Annotated in this window: 17 protein-coding genes; 7 read left to right on the top strand and 10 right to left on the bottom strand. The window is 67.6% G+C overall.

Annotation, left to right across the window (positions count from 1 at the left end; genetic code table 11):
• Window positions 1-227 precede the first annotated feature (227 nt).
• Window positions 228-2339: a phenylacetic acid degradation bifunctional protein PaaZ gene (gene paaZ, locus QRN53_RS18895; protein ID WP_285245344.1), complete on the bottom strand. Its 2112-nt coding sequence runs from the start codon at window positions 2337-2339 to the stop codon at window positions 228-230.
• A 141-nt stretch (window positions 2340-2480) separates the two neighbouring features.
• Here paaZ and QRN53_RS18890 point away from each other — a divergent pair, with 141 nt between their 5' ends.
• Entirely contained in the window at window positions 2481-2921 is a 441-nt protein-coding gene (locus QRN53_RS18890) for a PaaI family thioesterase (RefSeq protein WP_285245343.1), read from the top strand.
• A gap of 43 nt (window positions 2922-2964) precedes the next feature.
• On the opposite strand, the gene QRN53_RS18885 is transcribed toward QRN53_RS18890, so the two are convergent.
• From QRN53_RS18885 to QRN53_RS18855, 7 genes are all read right to left on the bottom strand, one after another.
• Window positions 2965-5187, bottom strand: a complete 2223-nt coding sequence (locus tag QRN53_RS18885) for a S1 family peptidase (protein ID WP_285245342.1) — start codon at window positions 5185-5187, stop codon at window positions 2965-2967.
• Window positions 5184-5903, bottom strand: coding sequence for a tyrosine-protein phosphatase (locus tag QRN53_RS18880; protein WP_285245341.1), 720 nt, complete (start codon window positions 5901-5903; stop codon window positions 5184-5186). The genes QRN53_RS18885 and QRN53_RS18880 overlap by 4 nt, the downstream gene beginning before the upstream one ends.
• 58 nt (window positions 5904-5961) lie before the next feature.
• Window positions 5962-6585 (bottom strand): GNAT family N-acetyltransferase, encoded by a 624-nt coding sequence (locus QRN53_RS18875; protein ID WP_285245340.1) that lies wholly within the window; start codon window positions 6583-6585, stop codon window positions 5962-5964.
• Window positions 6586-6656: 71 nt separating this feature from the next.
• A complete protein-coding gene (locus QRN53_RS18870; protein WP_285245339.1) occupies window positions 6657-7529 on the bottom strand; it encodes a 3-hydroxyacyl-CoA dehydrogenase family protein in 873 nt (290 codons plus the stop codon).
• 3 nt (window positions 7530-7532) lie between these two features.
• Window positions 7533-8336 (bottom strand): enoyl-CoA hydratase/isomerase family protein, encoded by an 804-nt coding sequence (locus tag QRN53_RS18865; RefSeq protein WP_285245338.1) that lies wholly within the window; start codon window positions 8334-8336, stop codon window positions 7533-7535.
• Window positions 8336-9562, bottom strand: coding sequence for a thiolase family protein (locus QRN53_RS18860; RefSeq protein WP_285245337.1), 1227 nt, complete (start codon window positions 9560-9562; stop codon window positions 8336-8338). Before QRN53_RS18860 ends, QRN53_RS18865 begins: the two co-directional genes overlap by 1 nt.
• Window positions 9563-9680: 118 nt before the next feature.
• A complete protein-coding gene (locus QRN53_RS18855; protein ID WP_285245336.1) occupies window positions 9681-10355 on the bottom strand; it encodes a pentapeptide repeat-containing protein in 675 nt (224 codons plus the stop codon).
• Between the two features lie 99 nt (window positions 10356-10454).
• Here QRN53_RS18855 and QRN53_RS18850 point away from each other — a divergent pair, with 99 nt between their 5' ends.
• On the top strand, window positions 10455-10631 hold the full coding sequence (locus QRN53_RS18850) for a CsbD family protein (RefSeq protein WP_285245335.1): 177 nt from the start codon (window positions 10455-10457) through the stop codon (window positions 10629-10631).
• Between the two features lie 159 nt (window positions 10632-10790).
• On the opposite strand, the gene QRN53_RS18845 is transcribed toward QRN53_RS18850, so the two are convergent.
• Window positions 10791-11861 carry a DNA polymerase IV gene (locus QRN53_RS18845; protein ID WP_502934860.1) on the bottom strand — a complete coding sequence of 357 codons (1071 nt, stop codon included), beginning with the start codon at window positions 11859-11861 and terminating at the stop codon, window positions 10791-10793.
• Between the two features lie 103 nt (window positions 11862-11964).
• Between QRN53_RS18845 and QRN53_RS18840 the strand changes: the two genes are divergently transcribed.
• Window positions 11965-12702 (top strand): dienelactone hydrolase family protein, encoded by a 738-nt coding sequence (locus tag QRN53_RS18840; protein WP_285245334.1) that lies wholly within the window; start codon window positions 11965-11967, stop codon window positions 12700-12702.
• Between the two features lie 94 nt (window positions 12703-12796).
• Here the strand turns inward: QRN53_RS18840 and QRN53_RS18835 are convergent, their stop codons facing one another.
• Window positions 12797-14257, bottom strand: coding sequence for an amino acid permease (locus tag QRN53_RS18835; protein ID WP_285245333.1), 1461 nt, complete (start codon window positions 14255-14257; stop codon window positions 12797-12799).
• Window positions 14258-14462: 205 nt separating this feature from the next.
• Here QRN53_RS18835 and QRN53_RS18830 point away from each other — a divergent pair, with 205 nt between their 5' ends.
• From QRN53_RS18830 to QRN53_RS18815, 4 genes are read left to right on the top strand one after another with little or no spacing between them, the layout of a single operon-like run.
• On the top strand, window positions 14463-15224 hold the full coding sequence (locus QRN53_RS18830) for a CPBP family intramembrane glutamic endopeptidase (protein WP_285245332.1): 762 nt from the start codon (window positions 14463-14465) through the stop codon (window positions 15222-15224).
• Between the two features lie 59 nt (window positions 15225-15283).
• Complete coding sequence (locus QRN53_RS18825) at window positions 15284-15724, top strand: VOC family protein (RefSeq protein ID WP_285245331.1); 441 nt, start codon at window positions 15284-15286, stop codon at window positions 15722-15724.
• Between the two features lie 22 nt (window positions 15725-15746).
• On the top strand, window positions 15747-16700 hold the full coding sequence (locus QRN53_RS18820) for a 1,4-dihydroxy-2-naphthoyl-CoA synthase (RefSeq protein ID WP_285245330.1): 954 nt from the start codon (window positions 15747-15749) through the stop codon (window positions 16698-16700).
• Window positions 16701-16713: 13 nt separating this feature from the next.
• Entirely contained in the window at window positions 16714-17937 is a 1224-nt protein-coding gene (locus QRN53_RS18815) for an AMP-binding protein (protein ID WP_285245329.1), read from the top strand.
• The last annotated feature ends 73 nt before the right edge of the window (window positions 17938-18010 follow it).

Here is an 18010-nt window from a genome sequence, read left to right as displayed (position 1 = left end):
CCCCCCCCACCCCCCCCCCCCCCCCCCCCCCCCCCCCCCCCCCCCCCCCCCCCCCACACGCCCCATCACATCCCGCCCCATCCCCCCACACGCCCCATCACATCCCGCCGTACTTCCACAAACGCGCCATCACTTCGGTGAGGAGAGTGATGGCGCGTTTGGGAAAAACCGGTAGTAAGTGATGGCGCGTTTGGGAAAAACCGGCAGTAAGTGATGGGGCGTCGGGGTTACTTTTCGACGAGGGTGAGGACGTCGTAGGTGGCCACGATGTCGTCGTTCTGGTTGGTCAGGACCGCGTCCCAGGCCACCTCGCCGTATTCGTCGGTTTCGCGCGGGGTGATCTTCTTGGCGGTGAGGGTCACCCGGATCGAGTCACCGGCCGCGACCGGGGTGAGGAAGCGTGCGTTCTCCAGGCCGTAGTTGGCCAGCACGGGACCCGGTGCCGGCTCCACGAACAGGCCGGCAGCCCAGCTCAGCAACAGGTAGCCGTGCGCCACGATGCCCGGGAAGAACGGGTTGGCTTCCGCCGCCTCCTGGTTGGTGTGGGCGTAGAACGTGTCCCCGGTGGAGTTGGCGAATGCGCTGATGTCCTCCAGCGTGACCTGCCGAAGATCCGAGCGGACGGCATCGCCGATCCGCAGCGTCTCCAGCGACTTCCGGAACGGGTGCTTCCCCTCGGTCTCCGCCGTGAAGTTCCGGTCAGCGCCGGTGTGCCAGACGCCGGTGACGGCGGTGAGCATGTTCGGGGAGCCCTGGATGGCGGTGCGCTGCATGTGGTGCAGCACCGACCGGATGCCACCAAGTTCCTCGCCGCCGCCGGCGCGCCCGGGGCCGCCGTGGACCAGGTGCGGCACGGGCGAGCCGTGGCCGGTGGAGGACCGGGCGTCCTCGCGGTTGAGCATCAGGACGCGGCCGTGGTGGGCAGCGATGCCGGTGACCAGTTCGCGGGCCACCGCAGGATCGTTGGTGCACACGGAAGCCACCAGGGAGCCGCCGCCCCGGGCGGCAAGGCGAACGGCGTCGGTAAGGTCCTTGTAGCCGATCACGGACGACACCGGCCCGAAGGCTTCGAGGGAGTGGATGGCTTCAGCTTCCGGGTTGTCCCAGTTCAGGACGACGGGTGCCATGAAGGCGCCGCCGTCCACTACCCCGGTGGTTCCGTCGGCAGAGGTGACCGACGGCGAATCGAGCGTTCCGTAGGCAAGCTCACCACCGGCGTCGAGCATGGACTGCACGGCGGCGCGCACATCCTGAAGTTGCTCCACCGAGGCCAGGGCGCCCATGGTGACGCCCTCCCTGCGAGGATCGCCCAGGACGATGCGCTCCGAGATGCGCTTGCCAATGGCCGCGGAGACGGCGGGCACCAGCTCCTGCGGCACGATGGCACGGCGGATGGCGGTGCACTTCTGGCCGGCCTTGACGGTCATTTCGGTCACCACGGACTTCACGAAGGCATCGAATTCCGGAGTGCCTTCCACGGCATCCGGGCCCAGGATGGCGGCGTTCAAGGAGTCCGTTTCCGACGTGAACCGCACGCCGCCCTCCACCACGTTCGGGTGCGCCTTCAGGGACTTGGCAGTGGACGCGGAACCGGTGAAGGCCACCAGGTCGCGGTAGTCCAGCACGTCCAGAAGGCCGCGCACTGAGCCGGAGACCAGCTGCAGCGACCCCGCCGGCAGGATGTTGGATTCAACGATGGCCTTGACCACTGCTGCGGCCACGTAACCGGTGGGGGTGGCGGGCTTGACGATGGTCGGGACGCCGGCGATGAACGCAGGGGCGAACTTCTCGAGCATGCCCCAGACCGGGAAGTTGAAGGCGTTGATCTGCACGGCGACGCCGGGGATGCGGGTGTAGATGTGTTCACCGGCGAAGGAGCCGTCCTTGGACAGCACCTCCATGGGGCCGTCCACCACCACTTGGGAGTTGGGCAGTTCGCGCCGGCCCTTGGAGCCAAAGGTGAACAGGACGCCGATGCCGCCGTCGATGTCCACCATGGAGTCGATCTTGGTGGCGCCGGTCTGGAACGAGAAGTTGTAGAAGTGTTCGCGGCGGGCGTTCAGGTACTGGGCCAGTTCCTTGAGCTTGAGGGCGCGCTGGTGGAAGGTCAGCTTGCCAAGTTCCGTCTGGCCGGTGGTGCGGCCGTACTCGACAACGGCGCCCAGGTCCAGGCCCTCCGTGCTGACCTTGGCCAGGATTTCCCCGGTGCTCGCGTCCCGTACGGGGACGGCGGAAGCCGCCGTGCCGGCGTCGGGCGTCCACCAGGCATCCTTGACGAAGCTGGGCACTGTCTCCACGGTGTCGACCGTGGCCTGGAGAGCTGTGGCTGTGGTGGTCATCGTTGACGGGTCCTTCCAACACGGGGGCAGGCAAACAGCAGTCATTACTGACCGTCCGTTCGGTAATATATTCACCATACATGAAGTGCCGTGCCGCACACTAGAAGGCCGGGACTGAAATCGCCAGCCAAAGGAGAACGTATGAGCGCCACGCACGAGGATTCCGGCGGCAACCAGCCGTCGCAGCATGAACTGTGGAAGATCACGCTGGGCGAGCTGGACGAAAAGATGGGCGTGAAAATCCTGGAAGAGTCCGTGGAACGGGTAGTGGCCACCATGCCCGTGGAGGGCAACCGGCAGTCGTTCGGGCTGCTGCACGGCGGCGCCTCCCTGGCGGTCGGTGAGGCGGTGGGCTCCTGGGCCGCCGTCATCCATGCGAGCACCATGGGGAAGACCGCGGTGGGAGTGGACGTGTCGGCCACCCATCACCGGTCCGCGCGGGAGGGCCAGGTGACCATCACGGCCACGCCCATCCACCTGGGCGGCACGCTGACCACGCACGAGGTGCTGATTACCAATGAGGCAGGCCAGCGCCTGTGCACCCTGCGCATCACCAACCTGCTGATGAAGCGCCACAAGTAACGTCGGTTGAGCCGGCCCGGCCGGCGGCTGGACCTGTCGAAACCTAGTCCGAGCGCCCCCTCCGGCGCCGGACCAGCACCATCAGCAAGGCCCCGACCGCGAGCGCGGCCGCGGCAGCAACCGCTGCGGGCACCAGCGCGGAAGCGCCGGTGTAGGCCAAGCCGACCGCACCCGCGGAACCGCTGCCGCCCGTGTTGGCCAGTCCCGCGGGCGGGGTGCTGGGCGCCGAGGTGCTGGGCGGGACACTGGGCGCCGGGGTGCTGGCCGGCGGCGTGACGACGGCGGCCGGGCCGATTTGGGTGGGTGACGGTGACGGAGCCGGGGTCGCGGGGCTGGCAGTCGGGGTCGCGGGAGCAGGCGGCGCCGGGCTCGACGGGGCAGGGCTCGACGGGGCAGGGCTCGACGGCGGCCCCGTGGGAGCCGGCGGGGTGGCCGCGAACTCGAAGGTGTTGGCCCCCGACCGGCTGTACCCGTTCACGGTCTCAGCCGTGAAGCGGAGCGGGTCCTTGCCAACCGGCGCTGTGAAGCTCCAGTTCCCGCCGGCGTCCATGGGGACCTCAAACGGGGCTTTGCCCTGCAGCGTGATCCGGACCTTTGAACCTGCGGCGATGGCTGACGCCGGAGCCGCGGCAACGGTGCCACTGACGTTTTGGCCGGAGTCATAGGTGCCACCGGGCGCCGGCGCGGTGACGGCGGGCTTGTTCAGGAACAGTTCCAGCTGGTAGCCGGGCAGCACCGCCAAGCTGTTCCGCAGGGTGGCGCCCACAGCGAAGTTCTGGATCACGTTGCCGTTCTTGTCCGGGGTGTCCCCTGCCGAGTGGGTGCCGACCGCGTAGTTGCCGCTGACGTAGGGTCCGCCGGAGTCTCCCCCGCTGGACTGCACACCGTAGGAGAGGAACCCGTTGAACGCGCGGAGGTCGTTGTTGTCCGTGGCGTGCGCGGGCCCTGGCACCAGGAAGATGCCCACCGCGTCAACTGTTCCGCAGGACCAGGCGGAAGTCCGTCCCGACCGGCAAATGGGCATTCCAACGACGGGATCTTCGGATCCGATGATCTTCACGTCGGGACCGGGCTGGGACGGGTTACCCCATGTACTGGCAGCGGGCAGTGGATTGATGTCCTGGCGCAGCGACTGGATGACCGAGATATCCGTCCCCACGTTCCCGGGGTTGGTCACGGCCGTCTGGTCCGGGGCGATGGGGGTGGCGGGGTCCAGAACGCGGGTGTTCCCCGGGCCGCCGAACTGGCTGAAGCCGAATTTCCCCAGCAGCCCGGCCGGCACGCCCTGGAATTCCAGGGTGGCCGTCTTGGCGGCGCCATCCGACGCACAGTGCCCGGCGGTCAGGACAGCGGGGAGGCCGGCGGGGTCGAAGGCCGAGAAACCCGTGGAGCAGACATAGCCGATATCGGTCTGGTACCCGACGCCGCCCGGGACGTCCGCCTCGGATTTAAGGGGTGTGCCGCCGTCGAGCTCAACGTTGGCGTAACGGGACACGAACTGGGCCGGCGTGACCTTTCCGGCGCCGGCCCCCGTCGCCGTCGCCGTCGCCGTCGCCGTCGCCAATGAGGGTGACGGCGTCGGTGACGACGCTGCGGACACGGCCTCGGGCGCGTTGATCCCGCCCGTCCTGATCACGAACTTTCCACCTGCGTACATCACCGCTTGCAGGCCCTGCGGGCCGACGTCGCGGAGGTAGGCCTGGAAGAGCTGCTCCGCGCTCACGGCCAACTCGGTCCTGGCACCGGCAGCGGGCGCGGCGGGGACTTCCGCCTGTGCCGTGGCAGTGGGATAAGCGGCCGACGACGGCGAGGCGGCGGGTGCCGGGACCGCAGGGTGGGCGGGGGTTTGCGCGGGAGACGCTTCAAGGGCCACACCGGGAATGGTGTCCGCGAGTGCGGCCACGGCGTCCTTCAGCTCCTGTCCGGAGCCGCTGACAACGATGGATCCCCCCTGGATCCGGATTCCCACGTAACCCGGGACCTGGCGCAGCCGGACAGCCGCCTGTGCTGCCTGCGTACCCAACTGCCCGGCGGCCTGAAACTGCTGTGGGGTGAGCTTGAGGTCCCGCTGCACGGCGTCGTCAAGCGCAGCCTCTGGCAGGCCCGTCGGTGCCGTGACAGTGCTGCCGGAGGTAGTGCTGCCGGAGGTCGGGCCGGGAGCCGTGTCACCCGTGGCAAAAGCTGGAACAGCTGCGTACGCAGAGGATGCCAGCAGCCCGGTTGCGGCGCCCAGTGCCAGCACCCGGCGCAGCGCGTCGGCGCTCATCCGGCCACCTCCGCTCCGGAGAGGACCAGGACGGCCTCCAGTTCAGCCGGGCTGAGGCCGTTGGCCAGGAGGTAGTTGCGGGTATCCAGGCCGCGGACGAACCCGGCCACGGTGAGGCCCCGTTGTTCCAGCAGCGGCTCCAGTTCCGCGGCATCCAGGTAGCGTTCGCGGCTGTGCGGGGGCCCGTGCGTGCGGTACCGCTCATTGATGCCCCGCGCGGCCCGCCGGTAGCCCTCCGCGATCGCTTCGTCGGAATCGCCGGCCAGGTCCTGGACCATGGCGGCCACCATTCCGCTGCGGTCGCGGCCGGCGGCGCAGTGCAGCAGGACGTCCCCCTTGGGTGCGGCGCAGGCAATCGCCCGGAAGACGCCAACAAGTTTTTCCGGGAACAGCCGGGCGTTCTCGGCGTAATGCGCGGGGTCGTTCAGGTACGGCCCGGTGACGGCGATGAACCGAGGGTCGCCGGGCTCCTCGGTGGGGGCCTGGACCACGTCGATGTCCGCCCAGCACGCGGCGGGCACCAGCGGGTCGGTGTCCCGGCGCCGGCCTTCCGCTGCGTTGCGGAGATCAATGACCGTGCGGACGCCGTCGTCGAACGCCTGCCGCCACCCTGCGGCCGTCAGCCACTCGCGCCGCCCCATCCGGTAGATGCCGCCCGAAACGTGCCATGCGTTGACAGCTCCATCCCAGTCCATGGGCCTGCCCCGTTTGCTCATCCGCACAGCTAACCACACGCCGCTGGGAGCCGCATGTCCCCTGGGGAAAGTTTTGGTGTCATCGCCGGGCAGCCGGTCCGCGGCGGTCCAGCCGGTACTCAAGCCCTGCGCGGACGGCGGGCCATTCGTGGTCCAGGATGGAGAACACCACGGTGTCCCGCAGGTTTCCGTCGCTGGTCCTGGAGTGGCTGCGCAGCACGCCGTCCTGCTTGGCGCCGAGCCGGGCGATGGCCTCCCGCGACTGGTGGTTCAGCCAGTGCGTGCGGAATTCCACCGCAGGGCAGCCTACGGCCTCGAAGGCGTGCCCGAGCAGCAGGAGTTTCGAGTCCGGGTTGGTCCCGGTCCCCTGCACGGACGCCGCATTCCAGGTGGAGCCGATCTCCACGCGCGGCGTGGCGGCGTCGATGTTCATGTAAGTGGTCATGCCGATGATGCGGCCCGGGCCGCCGGTTGCCGCGTCGATCAGCCGTGTGGTGAACGGCAGCATGGATCCCTGGCCCTGCAGTGCGAGCCGCCGCCTGATCTCGGCGGCCATCGCATCCGGGGCAGGCACTGAGGTGTACCAAAGCTTCCAGAGCTCACCGTCCCTGGCGGCCTCCACCAGGCCGTCATGGTGCTCCTCCGCCAGCGGTTCCAGGATGACGTGCCGGCCGGTCAGGGTAATGGGTTCAAGGAAAGTCACTGCACCAGCCTAGGCCCACCCGTTCGGCGCCGGTCAGACCGGAGGAGGCGCGCAGTTCCTGCGGAAGGGCCCTAGCTGGGCCAGTCAAAGAACCCCTTGCCGGTCTTGCGGCCCAGTTCGCCCCGGGCCACCTTGTCCCGCAGGATCTGCGGGGGCGCGAACCGCTCACCAAGGGTGGATTGCAGGTATTCTGCGATGCCCAGGCGGACGTCCAGGCCCACGATGTCCGTAGTCTTCAGCGGCCCGGTGGGGTGCTTGTAGCCCAGGACCATGGCGTTGTCGATGTCCTCGGCGGACGCCACACCTTCTTCAACCATCCGCATCGCCTCCAGAGCGATGGCCACGCCCAGCCGGGAGGACGCGAAGCCCGGGGCATCGTTGACGACGACGGCGGTCTTGCCGAGTGCCTCCACCCAGGATTTTGCCGCGGCGGCAAGTTCGGGAGACGTTTGTTCGCCCAGCACCACCTCGATGAGCGTGGATGCGGGGACAGGGTTGAAGAAGTGCAGGCCCAGGAAATTGCCGGGCCGCTTCAGCTCTTTCGCGAGTCCGTTGACGGACAGCGAGGACGTGTTGGAGGCCAGGCAGGCGTCCTCCGCCAGCCGCTCCTCGATGCCCCGCAGCGCGGTGACTTTGAGGTCCCAGTCCTCCGGCACGGCCTCCACCACCAGGTGGCGGTCCTGGAAGGCGTCATAGTCGACGCCGACAACCAGGCGGGAGACCAGCTCGTCCAGGTTTGCGTCGGTTGCCCCGCGCTCGATGCTCTTGGCCGCCGCGGATTCCACCCGTTCCCGGGCAGCCTCCGCGGACTGTTCGTCGCGCTCCACTACCAGCACATCGGCGCCCTTGATCAGGAAGGCGTGCGCAATCCCGGCACCCATCCGGCCACCGCCCAGCACGCCCACGCGGGCCGGGAGGGCGGGAGTCACTTGCGTTTCACTCATGGTCTACTTTCCGTCTGCGGGGTTGGCGGGATTGGCCTTTTTGCGGGCGCTGCGGTCGAGGAATGCCTGCATGCGGTCGAACTTGGCCTGGGATTCGAAGAGAATTCCCTGGGCCAGCTGATCGATGAGCGGATGCGCTTCGGCGGGGGCATGGAATACGGACTTGGTGATCCGGATGGCCAGCGGGTCCTGGCGGCCAATCCTGTCAGCAAGGCTGTGGGCGGCGGCCAGCAGGTCTGCGGGGTCGTGGATCTCGGTGATGAGGTTGGCTGCACGCGCCTCCTCCGCGCCGAGGACCAGGCCGGCCAGCAGGATCTGTTTGGCCAGCGGTTCGCCCACGAGTTCCTTGAGCCGCCAGCTGGCACCGGCCGCGGCCAGGATTCCCAGCCCTGTTTCCGGGTTGCCGATCCTCACATTGGGCGTGCCGATCCGGAAGTCGGCTGCGTAGGACAGTTCCGCCCCGCCGCCCAGGCAGTAGCCGTCCAACGCCGCGATGACCGGCATGGGCAGCTTGGCGATCCGGACGAAAATGGTGGAGTTGATACCCTGCAGGGCATCGTCCCGCCGCCGTTCGCGCAACTGGGCGATGTCGGCTCCGGAGGCAAACACCCCGTCCACGCCCGCGATGATCAGCACCTTGGGATTCTGTTCCAGCGCGCCGCAGACCGTGTGAAGCTCATCCACCATCTGCTGGTCAATGGCGTTCTTCACCTCGGGACGGTTGAGCAGCACCACCACGCGGTCGTGCCGTTCCTCTACCTTGAGCGCCGAAAAGACCTCGGTGGCGAGGTCCACTGCGGCGGTCATCAGATTTTCTCCAGCAGCATCGCCGTGCCCTGGCCAACGCCGATGCACATGGTGGCGAGGCCGATTTTGGCGTCCTCGCGTTCCATCCGCCCTAGCAAAGTGATGGCGATCCGGGACCCGCTGGAGCCCAGCGGGTGGCCCAGGGCGATGGCGCCGCCCTCGCGGTTCACGATGTCCGGATCCAGGCCAAGGCGCCGGATGGAGGCCAGTGACTGGGTGGCGAAAGCTTCGTTGAGTTCGACGGCGGACAGGTCGCCCACGCTGAGGCCGCTGCGCTTGAGTACCTTCTGGGTTGCGGGGACGGGCCCGATGCCCATGATCTCGGGTTCGCACCCGGCTGATGCGCCGTCGATGATGCGGGCCCGGGGGGTCAGCCCGAGCCGCTCAATGGCTGCCTCGGAGGCGACGATAATGGCCGAGGCTCCGTCATTGAGGGACGAGGAGTTGCCGGCGGTGACCACCGATCCGCCATGAACCACTGGGCGCAGGCCGGCGAGAACGTCAAGGCTGGTGCCGGGGCGTGGTCCTTCGTCCGTGTCCACGACGGTCTCGGACTTGCGGGATTTGACGGTCACCGGAACGATTTCATCCTTGAATCGGCCGGCGGCGATGGCGTCCAGGGCACGCTGGTGCGAGCGGACGGCAAAAGCATCGGCGTCCTCGCGGGAGATGCCGTCCACGCGGGCCACTTCCTCCGCCGTTTCCGGCATGGAGTAGGTCATCTTCCCGTCGCGGGAGAGGGCGCCGTGCTGGAACTGCGGGTTGGTGAAGCGCCATCCGATGGAGGTGTCGAAGATCTGGCCGGGTTTGGCGAAGGCGCTGGTGGGCTTTTCCTGCACCCAGGGTGCCCGGCTCATGGACTCCACGCCGCCGGCGATGACGATGTCTGCGGCGCCGGCCTTGATCATGTGGCTGGCCTGGATGATGGCGCTCAGTCCGGAGGCGCACAGCCGGTTGACCGTAATGCCCGGGATATGGAGCGGAAGGCCTGCCAGCAGGGTGGCCATGCGGGCCACGTTCCGGTTCTCCTCCCCAGCGCCGTTGGCGTTGCCCAGGATCACCTCGTCGATACTTTCCGGATCAAGGCCGGCACGTTCCACGGCTTCGCGGACCACCAGGGCGGCGAGGTCGTCCGGCCGCACGGAGGACAGAGCGCCCCCGTACCGGCCTACCGGAGTTCGGACCCCGCCTACAAGGAAAGCCTGCGGACCTGCGGTTGCAGCCATGGATACACCCTTCACGCGATAAACAGCACTGTCATCGGCGGCCGGCGCAGCGGATCAATCCACTTACCGACCGTTCGTTCTGTAAATGGTACACGGCATGGTTCCGCTCCGCACCCGATCAGCGGACTGTGACGCCCAGGTGGGCGGCGATCAGCGGCGCCAGGAGGCCCAACTGATACTCGTCAATGACCAGTCCGGAGAGGCTGCCCAGACCGCTGATCTTGCGGAATCCGGTGCCGCGGATGTCAAAGTCCTTTAATTTGGCGCCGGCGAGGTCCAGGGATCCGATAGTGCAGTCCTCGAGCCGCACCCGGACAGCGCCGGCGGCCCCCAGGTCCAGCTCATTGATGATGCACCCGCTGATCAGCACATCCGTGAGCTTCGCACCGCGCAGGTTCAGGAAGTCCACCTTGCCACCCTCGATCCGCACGGACTGCCAGCCGGTTTCATAGAGCTCCGCGGAGCCCAGCCGGGGATTCCGGAGTTCCACGTCCTGCCAGGCGCTGCGGGCGCCGCGTAAAACGGGCGCGTACAGCTCGGCCAGGACGCAGTCGCGGAAGGATGCGCCCCGGAGTTGTGTGTCATTGAAGGACACGGCATCGAACCGGCACTCGGAAAAGACGGACCCGCCCAGGTCGAGCCCTTCCGCGTCCGCGCGGCTAAACCGGGACAATTCATGCCGGTCGCCGCGCCGGAAGGCGGTGTCCGGCTGGTCTTCGAGATCGGTGAGCTCCACCGGTGAAACCCGGGGCGCCGAAACCCCGGACGGCCCCCTGCCGCGCTTTTTCTCCATGCCCCGAGCCTAGCTGCCGGCGCATCCCTTGAATTAGTAAGCAAGCTTCGTTTATGGTGAAGAATGTAAGGGACGACGGAAACGAAGGGAGGCCAGCACATGGGCCTCGGAGACAAAATCAGCAACGAAGCCGAAGACCTTGGCGGCAAGGCCAAGGAAGCCGCAGGCAACGTCACCCACAACGACCGCCTGAAGGCTGAAGGCCAGGCGGACCAGGTCCAGGCGGATGCCAAGAAGGTCGGCGAAAGCGTCAAGGACGAGTTCAAGCGCGACTAACACCCACGCTGCTGCAGCCGCAGCGAACGGCGTGCTGCAGAAGCCCAACGGCGGCGGATCGGACCGATCCGCCGCCGTTCCGCTGTCCACCCACCATCGATTGCTGAGTACTTGTCGTTATGAGGCCCCAAAACGACAAGTACTCAGCAATCGATTGGGTTACCAGCCGCTGCGGGTGGGCGTGTGCCCCTGGCGGGAATCTTCCGGCATGGTCATCTCGGCCCGCAGCCCGAGCAACCGGATGGGGCGTCCGGGTTCGATCTTCGCCGCAAGCTCCATGGCATGGGCCAGCACCGCCTCCGGGTCGGACGTTTCGGGGATCTTCCGTCCGTACGTCGTGGTGGTAAACGGCGCATAGCGAACCTTCAGGGTCAGCCCGATCACCGGCCGCCCCTCCGCCGCGACATCGCCCAGGACATGCCCAGCCAATACCCTGACGGCTTCGTCAATGTCCGCCGCATCCGTCAGGTCCCGCTGGAAGGTCGTTTCCCGGCTGTGCCCCCGGGCCACCCAGGGCGTGTCATCAACCACCCGCGACCCCTCACCCCGTCCCAGCTGGGCGTACCACAGGCCCATCTTCGGGCCGAACTCGGGCACCAGATCCGCCGGGTTGGCCGCTGCGAGCCCGGAAACCGTCGTGATGCCCAAACTGGCGAGCCGCCGCGAGACCTTGGCCCCGATGCCCCACAGGTCGATCGTGGGCCTGTCCCCCATCACCTGGAGCCAGTTGCCTTCCGTCAACCGGAAGATGCCCGCGGGCTTGCCGAACCCCGTAGCCACCTTGGCCCGGACCAGGGTGTCACCGATGCCGATGCTGCAGTGCAGCCTGGTTTCCGCCAGGACCGCGTCCTGTAACTCCCGGGCTATTTCTTCGGGAACGTCGCTGTCGATGCCCACGAACGCTTCGTCCCAGCCCAGCACCTGGACCGTGGCGCCCGGCTGCGAGCGCAGCACCGCCATGACCTTTTCAGATTCCCTGAGATACGCCTCGTGATCCACGGGCAGGATGACGGCGTCCGGGACTTTCCGCGCGGCGATGCGCAGCGGAATTCCCGAACCCACCCCGTAAGCCCTGGCCTCGTAGGACGCAGTGGACACCACAGCCCGCTCACTGGGATCGCCGCGTCCTCCCACGATCACCGGCTTGCCCGCCAGTTCGGGCCGGCGGAGCACTTCCACGGCCGCAATGAACTGGTCCAGGTCCACATGCAGCACCCATGGTTCGCTCACATGCCCCAGTCTGCCCCTGGCCGGCGCCCGAGGCCACCATTTGTCCGTCCGCGCAGCGGCCGGAAGCAGCGGGCCCCGTCGCAGCGCACCGTTAGCCTTAGGCATGACCTACGTAGACCTGAGCGCCGAAAGCGCCGCCGCCGGCGGCTCCACCTCCCTGCGGGGATACCTTGCCGTCCCCGACGGGGAGGGCCCGTTTCCGGCGGTGGTCATGATCCACGAGGTGTTCGGCCTTGACGACCAGACCCGCCGGCACGCCGACCGGCTGGCCCGTGCAGGCTACCTGACCCTGGCGCTGGACCTGTTCAGCGACGGCGGACGGCGGCGCTGCCTGGTGGGAACCATGCGTGCCATGGCCGCCGGAACCGGGCGGCCGTTCATTGACATCGCCACGGCCCGCACCTGGCTTGCCGCCTCGGAACTGGGCAACGGCAAGACTGGGGTGATCGGCTTCTGCATGGGCGGCGGGTTCGCCCTGCTGGTGGCCCGGGACGGGTTCGATGCCGCCTCGGTCAACTATGGCCGGCTCCCGGGCAAGGGGCAGGAGGACCTGGTGGAGGCACTGCGCGGCGCTTGCCCGATCGTGGCCAACTACGGCGGTGCGGACAAGGGCCTGAAGGGCGCCGCAGCCCGGCTCGACTCAGCCCTTGGCCAGCTGGGCATCGAGCACACCGTCAAGGAGTTCCCCACTGCCGGCCACGCCTTCCTCAACGACGAAGAGCTGGGCCCGGCACTCCTGCGGCCCCTGATGCGGGTGATGGGCGTCGGCCCGGACCCCGAGTCCTCCCCCGAGGCCTGGCAGCGCATCGAGGACCACTTTGCCCGGTACCTGAACGGCTGAGCCCGGCCCGGCCTCACCGCGCAAACGCCGACGGCGGACCGCCCCCCCAAAGGGGCAGCCCGCCGTCGAACGTTTGTTGCTGGAAGACCCGGAGTCAGCTGAAGAGCTCGCTCTTGGGCTCGTTGTCCTTGACCTTCTGCCAGCCCAGCCAAAGGACCACGGCGAAGAACGGGATGGTTCCCAGGGTCCAGAGGCCCAGGTAGAACACCTCGCCGTCCTTGCTGGTCATGGTGTCAAAGCCGATAAGCACGGTGATGGCCAGCAGCCCCAGCAGGCCGGCCCAGCTGGTCCAGGGCGAACCCGGCATGGACAGCGTGGAGGTGATGCCCTTGCGCCGGCGCAGCACAATCTGGCTGGCGAAGATGGAACCCCAGCAGAAGATCACGCCGATTGAGGCGGTGTTCAGTGCGAGGTCGAACGCGTGCGAGCCGCCCAGCCAAATGTTCAGCAGGATGCCCACCAGGTAGAACGCGGCGATGGCCAGGATGGCCGCATACGGGACGTGCCGCTTGGACATCCTGGTGAGCCACTGCGGGGCGTGGCCGTTGTTGGCCATGGTGCGGAAGACGCGGCCTATCGAGTACAGGCCGGAGTTGCAGGAGGAAAGCGCTGCGGTAATGACGATCATGTTCATCACGTCCCCCACCCAGCCCAGGCCCATCTGGCCGAAGACGGTCACGAACGGCGAGGTGCCTGCCTTGTACTGGTCCGACGGCAGCAGCATGGCCAGCAGCAGGACGGATCCCACGTAGAACACCACGATGCGCAGCACGACGGCGCGGATCGCCTTGGGCACTTCCCGTTCCGGCGTTTCCATCTCGCCGGCAGTGACGCCGACCAGCTCGATGCCGTTGTAGGCGAAGATCACGGCGTTCAGGACCAGGACCATCACCAGCGCGCCCTTGGGGAACATACCGCCCTCGGCAGCGAAGAGGTTGTTGACCGAGGCGTGCCCGTCACCCACCTGGGCGTTGGTGACCACCATGAACGTGCCTACCACCAGGAAGATCAGGATGGCGCCCACCTTGAGGCAGGAGGCCCAGAATTCAAACTCGCCGAACGCCTTGACGCTGAGCAGGTTGACGGCCACCAGGAGAGCCAGCGCGGCGATTGCCGAGGCTTCCACGGGGACGTTGGGGAAGAAGAACTGGAAGTACAGGCCGATCGCGATTAGTTCGGCGATGCCGGTCATGCCCCAGTTGATGAAGTACATCCAGCCGGACAGGTACGCGCCCTTCTTGCCGAACATCTCGCCGGAGTAGCTGACAAGGGAGCCGGAGGTCTGCCGGTACATGATGAGTTCGCCGAGGGCCCGCATGAGCAGGTAGGCGATGACGCCGGCAATGGCGTAGGAGAAGATCAGGGCCGGGCCGGTGGAGGCGAGGCGGCCACCGGCTCCCATGAAGAGGCCAACGCCGATGGCGCCGCCCATGGCGATCATGGTGACATGTCGCCGGCCCAGGGTCTTGCTGTAGCCCTCGGCGCTGAGGGAGGGGTCGACGGCGGCGGTTGTCGCCGCGGTGTTCTTGAGGCCTGTGGGGGTACTTTGAGGCACAACTGTTCCTTGTGGGTTGGGGGTTGGCCGCATCCGGAATTCGTATGATCAGGCTCACAAAATTCGGCACTAAAGCCATGGAACCAGCAATTGTGAGCGTTAATCAACGTACAGCCGAAGCTTCACGCGGCCTGTCCATCCTACAAGACCGGGCGGGCGGGACGTGACGCGCACTACACGGCACCCCCGGCGATAGGCTGGGGCCATGGCCACAGCCCACCGCGTACCGCCCGCCCCGCAGCCCCAGCTGTACCGTTTTTCGCGCCTCGACCTGGCGGCGCTGTGCCTTTACGTGGCCATCGCGGGATTCTTCGCGGTTGCCGGCCATCTGGTGGCCCCGTTCCTGCGGCAGATTGCGCCATCCCCGGCCGCCGCCTCCTACGCGGTGAACCTGCTGTTCTATGCGTCGGTGGGAATCGTGGCGCTGCTGGCCGCCCGGAAGGTGGTGGTCCGCGACCTCAAGGTCCTGGCGACCCGGCCCTGGTTCACCCTGCTGATGGTTCCAGCTGCCGTCATCGCAATGCTGATCCTCACCGGGATCCTGGTGGCCATGAACGGGCAGGTGGAAACCTCCGCCAACCAGGCCGGCCTGCAAGCCCTTATCCAGCAGGTGCCGCCATGGCTCATGGTGCCGCTGCTGGTGGTGGTAGGACCGTTCGTTGAGGAATACATTTTCCGCCACCTGCTGATCGGAAAGCTGGCCAGGCGGGTGAACATCTGGATCTGCTGCGTCCTGTCGGCGGTGCTGTTCGCGGCCCTGCACATCGTAGGGCAGGAGGCGGTTACCTTGACGGCGCTCCTCCCATACCTGGCAATGGGCGCCACCCTGGTCTTCGTCTACGTGTGGACCGGGAAGAACGTCATGTTCTCCTACTTCGTCCACGCCGCCAAGAACCTGCTGGCGGTGGTCATGGTCTACGCCATCCCGCCGGAACTGTTCGAGCAGATGCAGCACGTCCAGGCGTAGCCAGGGCCACTCCCTAGTCCCCCCTTCCACAACTCCACACCCGCCCTTACCGTGGACGGATGGGACTGAATATCCAAATCGTGATCGACTCGTCAAACCCGCATGAGCTCGCCGACTGGTGGGCCGAAACCCTGCAGTGGGCCGTGGAACCACAGGATGCCGGCTTCATCCGCTCCATGATCGAGCAGGGCTATGCCACCGGGGACCAGACCGCGACGCACCGCGGAAACCTGGTGTGGAAGGACGGTGCCGCCATCCGGCCGCCGGAGGAAATAGACGCCAAGGCCCCCGCCCGGCGCATGCTCTTCCAGACCGCCCCAGAGGAGAAAACAGTGAAGAACCGCGTGCATTGGGACGTCAGGCTGGACGGCCGGGACAAAGACGAGGTGCGGCGCGAGCTTGAGGCACGCGGCGCCTCATTCCTCTGGACGGCGGGCCAGGGACCGCATTCCTGGCACACCATGGCGGACCCCGAGGGCAACGAGTTCTGCATCAGCTGAAGCCGATTACTAGACTTGGACGGTGAGCAACCAGATCCCCGCCCCGGTGTCCGACGTCTTCGATCCCACGCGCTGGCGGGTGGTTTCCGGCTTCGATGACTTCCAGGACATGACCTACCACCGGCAGGTGGAACGGGATTCCGACGGCGGCTGGGTGCGCGACCTGGCCACGGTCCGCATCGCGTTCAACCGGCCGGAGGTCCGCAACGCCTTCCGTCCCGGCACCGTGGACGAGCTGTACCGCGCCATGGACCACGCCCGAATGAGCCCCGACGTTGCCACCGTGCTGTTGACCGGCAACGGCCCCTCCCCCAAGGACGGCGGCCACTCCTTCTGCTCCGGCGGCGACCAGCGGATCCGTGGCAGGGACGGGTACCGGTATGCCGACGGCGAGACGCAGGAAACCATCGACCCCGCCCGCGCCGGACGGCTGCACATCCTGGAAGTCCAGCGGCTCATGCGCACCATGCCCAAGGTGGTCATCGCCGTCGTCAACGGCTGGGCAGCCGGCGGCGGCCACTCGCTGCACGTGGTCAGCGACCTCACCATCGCGTCCCGGCAGCACGGCAAGTTCAAGCAGACGGACGCCACGGTGGGAAGCTTCGACGCCGGTTACGGCTCCGCGCTGCTGGCCCGTCAGGTGGGCCAAAAGACTGCCCGGGAAATCTTCTTCCTGGCCCGCGAATATTCCGCTGAGGACATGGTTCGGATGGGCGCCGTGAATGAGGCCGTGGACCACGCGCGACTGGAGGAGGTGGCGCTGGAATACGCAGCGGACATCGCCCGGCAGTCGCCGCAGGCCATCCGCATGCTGAAGTTCGCCTTCAACCTTGCCGACGACGGCCTGGCAGGCCAGCAGGTGTTTGCCGGCGAGGCCACCCGGCTGGCTTACATGACCGACGAAGCTGTGGAAGGAAAGGAAGCCTTCCTGCAAAAACGCGACCCCGACTGGTCCCGCTTCCCGCACTACTTCTAAGGGAGGAACGGCAATGAACAGCGAAGAAACTCCGGCCCCCGGCACCGCCGGCCCGCTCAACATCGAACCCGCCCTGAAAGCCCTGGCGGCCGCCCTCCACGGCGAGGGCCCCGCCGTCGAACTCTCCGTCGGGGAAGACGGCGCCCTGGTGGTGGGGCACGTGGAAACCCCCGGCTGCGACGACGCCGTGGCCGTGGTCCGCACGTCCGGCTCCACCGGCACGCCCAAGGCGACCCTGCTCACGGTGGAGTCCCTGGCGGCCTCCTCCATGGCCACGGCGCTGCGGCTCAAGGGCGAGGGCCAGTGGCTGCTGGCCCTCCCCGTGCAGTTCGTGGCCGGGATCCAGGTGCTGGTGCGGTCCCTGTTCGCCGGGACCCGCCCCTGGGTCATGGACATGTCCGGCGGTTTCACGCCGGAAGCCTTCACCGCCGCGGCGCTGGAACTGACCGACAAAATCCGCTTCACGTCCCTGGTTCCCACCCAGCTCCAGCGGCTCCTGGATGACCCGTCCCCGGAGACCCTCGCGGTGCTCCGCCGGTTCAACGCCATCCTGCTGGGCGGCGCCCCCGCGCCGCAGTCCCTGTTGACCGCTGCCCGGGACGCCGGCGTGCGCGTGATCACCACCTACGGTTCCGCCGAAACCTCCGGCGGCTGCATCTACGACGGCTACCCGCTGGAGGGCGTCTCGGTCCGGGTGGCAGCGGACGGCAGGATCCTCTTGGGCGGGGACACGGTGGCTGCCGGCTACATCGAGGCACCGGATGAAGAAACCGGGACGTTCTTCGAGGAAGATGGCGTGCGCTGGTACCGCACCAGCGACCTCGGCTCCATTGACGACGACGGCCGCCTCACCGTGCTGGGCCGCGCCGACGACGTCATCATTACCGGAGGCATCAAAGTTTCCGCCGCACACGTGCAGGAGCAGCTGGAAAAGTCCGACGCCGTTTCCTCGGCTTTCGTCGCCGGCGTCCCGTCCGCTGAGTGGGGCCAGGCCGTGGCCGCCTACGTGGCCCTGGCCGGGAACGGCACCCCCGGCCCCGGCGCCCCCGCGACGGCCGGCGCCGGGCAGGAAACCGGGGATCCCGCCGTCGAACTCCAACGGCAGTGGCAGCGGGAACTGGGGGCCCTTGCCCCCAAGACCGTCCTCACCGCGTCCGGGCTGCGGATGCTGCCGAACGGCAAACCCGACCGGCTCGCCATGAGCGCGGAACTCAGCGCCCTGCACGGGGGAAAGTAGAGTGGACCTGCACCACCGCGGCGGGTGCGCCCGTTCCATCCTGCCGTCTTATCGAAACAACACGAGGTACTAA

Source organism: Pseudarthrobacter sp. fls2-241-R2A-127 (genome assembly GCF_030209355.1).
Lineage (GTDB): Bacteria > Actinomycetota > Actinomycetes > Actinomycetales > Micrococcaceae > Arthrobacter.
Note: the sequence above shows the minus strand (reverse complement) of the source record. Positions and strands in the feature narration are given on the sequence as shown.

Bases quoted from the DNA above. Each gene is read 5' to 3' on its own strand.
- QRN53_RS18815 (WP_285245329.1), top strand. From the start codon at position 16,714: ATGAACAGCGAAGAAACTCCGGCCCCCGGCACCGCCGGCCCGCTCAAC.
- QRN53_RS18890 (WP_285245343.1), top strand. From the start codon at position 2,481: ATGAGCGCCACGCACGAGGATTCCGGCGGCAACCAGCCGTCGCAGCAT.
- QRN53_RS18885 (WP_285245342.1), bottom strand. From the start codon at position 5,187: ATGAGCGCCGACGCGCTGCGCCGGGTGCTGGCACTGGGCGCCGCAACC.
- QRN53_RS18865 (WP_285245338.1), bottom strand. From the start codon at position 8,336: ATGACCGCCGCAGTGGACCTCGCCACCGAGGTCTTTTCGGCGCTCAAG.
- QRN53_RS18870 (WP_285245339.1), bottom strand. From the start codon at position 7,529: ATGAGTGAAACGCAAGTGACTCCCGCCCTCCCGGCCCGCGTGGGCGTG.
- QRN53_RS18855 (WP_285245336.1), bottom strand. From the start codon at position 10,355: ATGGAGAAAAAGCGCGGCAGGGGGCCGTCCGGGGTTTCGGCGCCCCGG.
- QRN53_RS18860 (WP_285245337.1), bottom strand. From the start codon at position 9,562: ATGGCTGCAACCGCAGGTCCGCAGGCTTTCCTTGTAGGCGGGGTCCGA.
- QRN53_RS18840 (WP_285245334.1), top strand. From the start codon at position 11,965: ATGACCTACGTAGACCTGAGCGCCGAAAGCGCCGCCGCCGGCGGCTCC.
- paaZ (WP_285245344.1), bottom strand. From the start codon at position 2,339: ATGACCACCACAGCCACAGCTCTCCAGGCCACGGTCGACACCGTGGAG.
- QRN53_RS18850 (WP_285245335.1), top strand. From the start codon at position 10,455: ATGGGCCTCGGAGACAAAATCAGCAACGAAGCCGAAGACCTTGGCGGC.
- QRN53_RS18880 (WP_285245341.1), bottom strand. From the start codon at position 5,903: ATGAGCAAACGGGGCAGGCCCATGGACTGGGATGGAGCTGTCAACGCA.
- QRN53_RS18825 (WP_285245331.1), top strand. From the start codon at position 15,284: ATGGGACTGAATATCCAAATCGTGATCGACTCGTCAAACCCGCATGAG.
- QRN53_RS18830 (WP_285245332.1), top strand. From the start codon at position 14,463: ATGGCCACAGCCCACCGCGTACCGCCCGCCCCGCAGCCCCAGCTGTAC.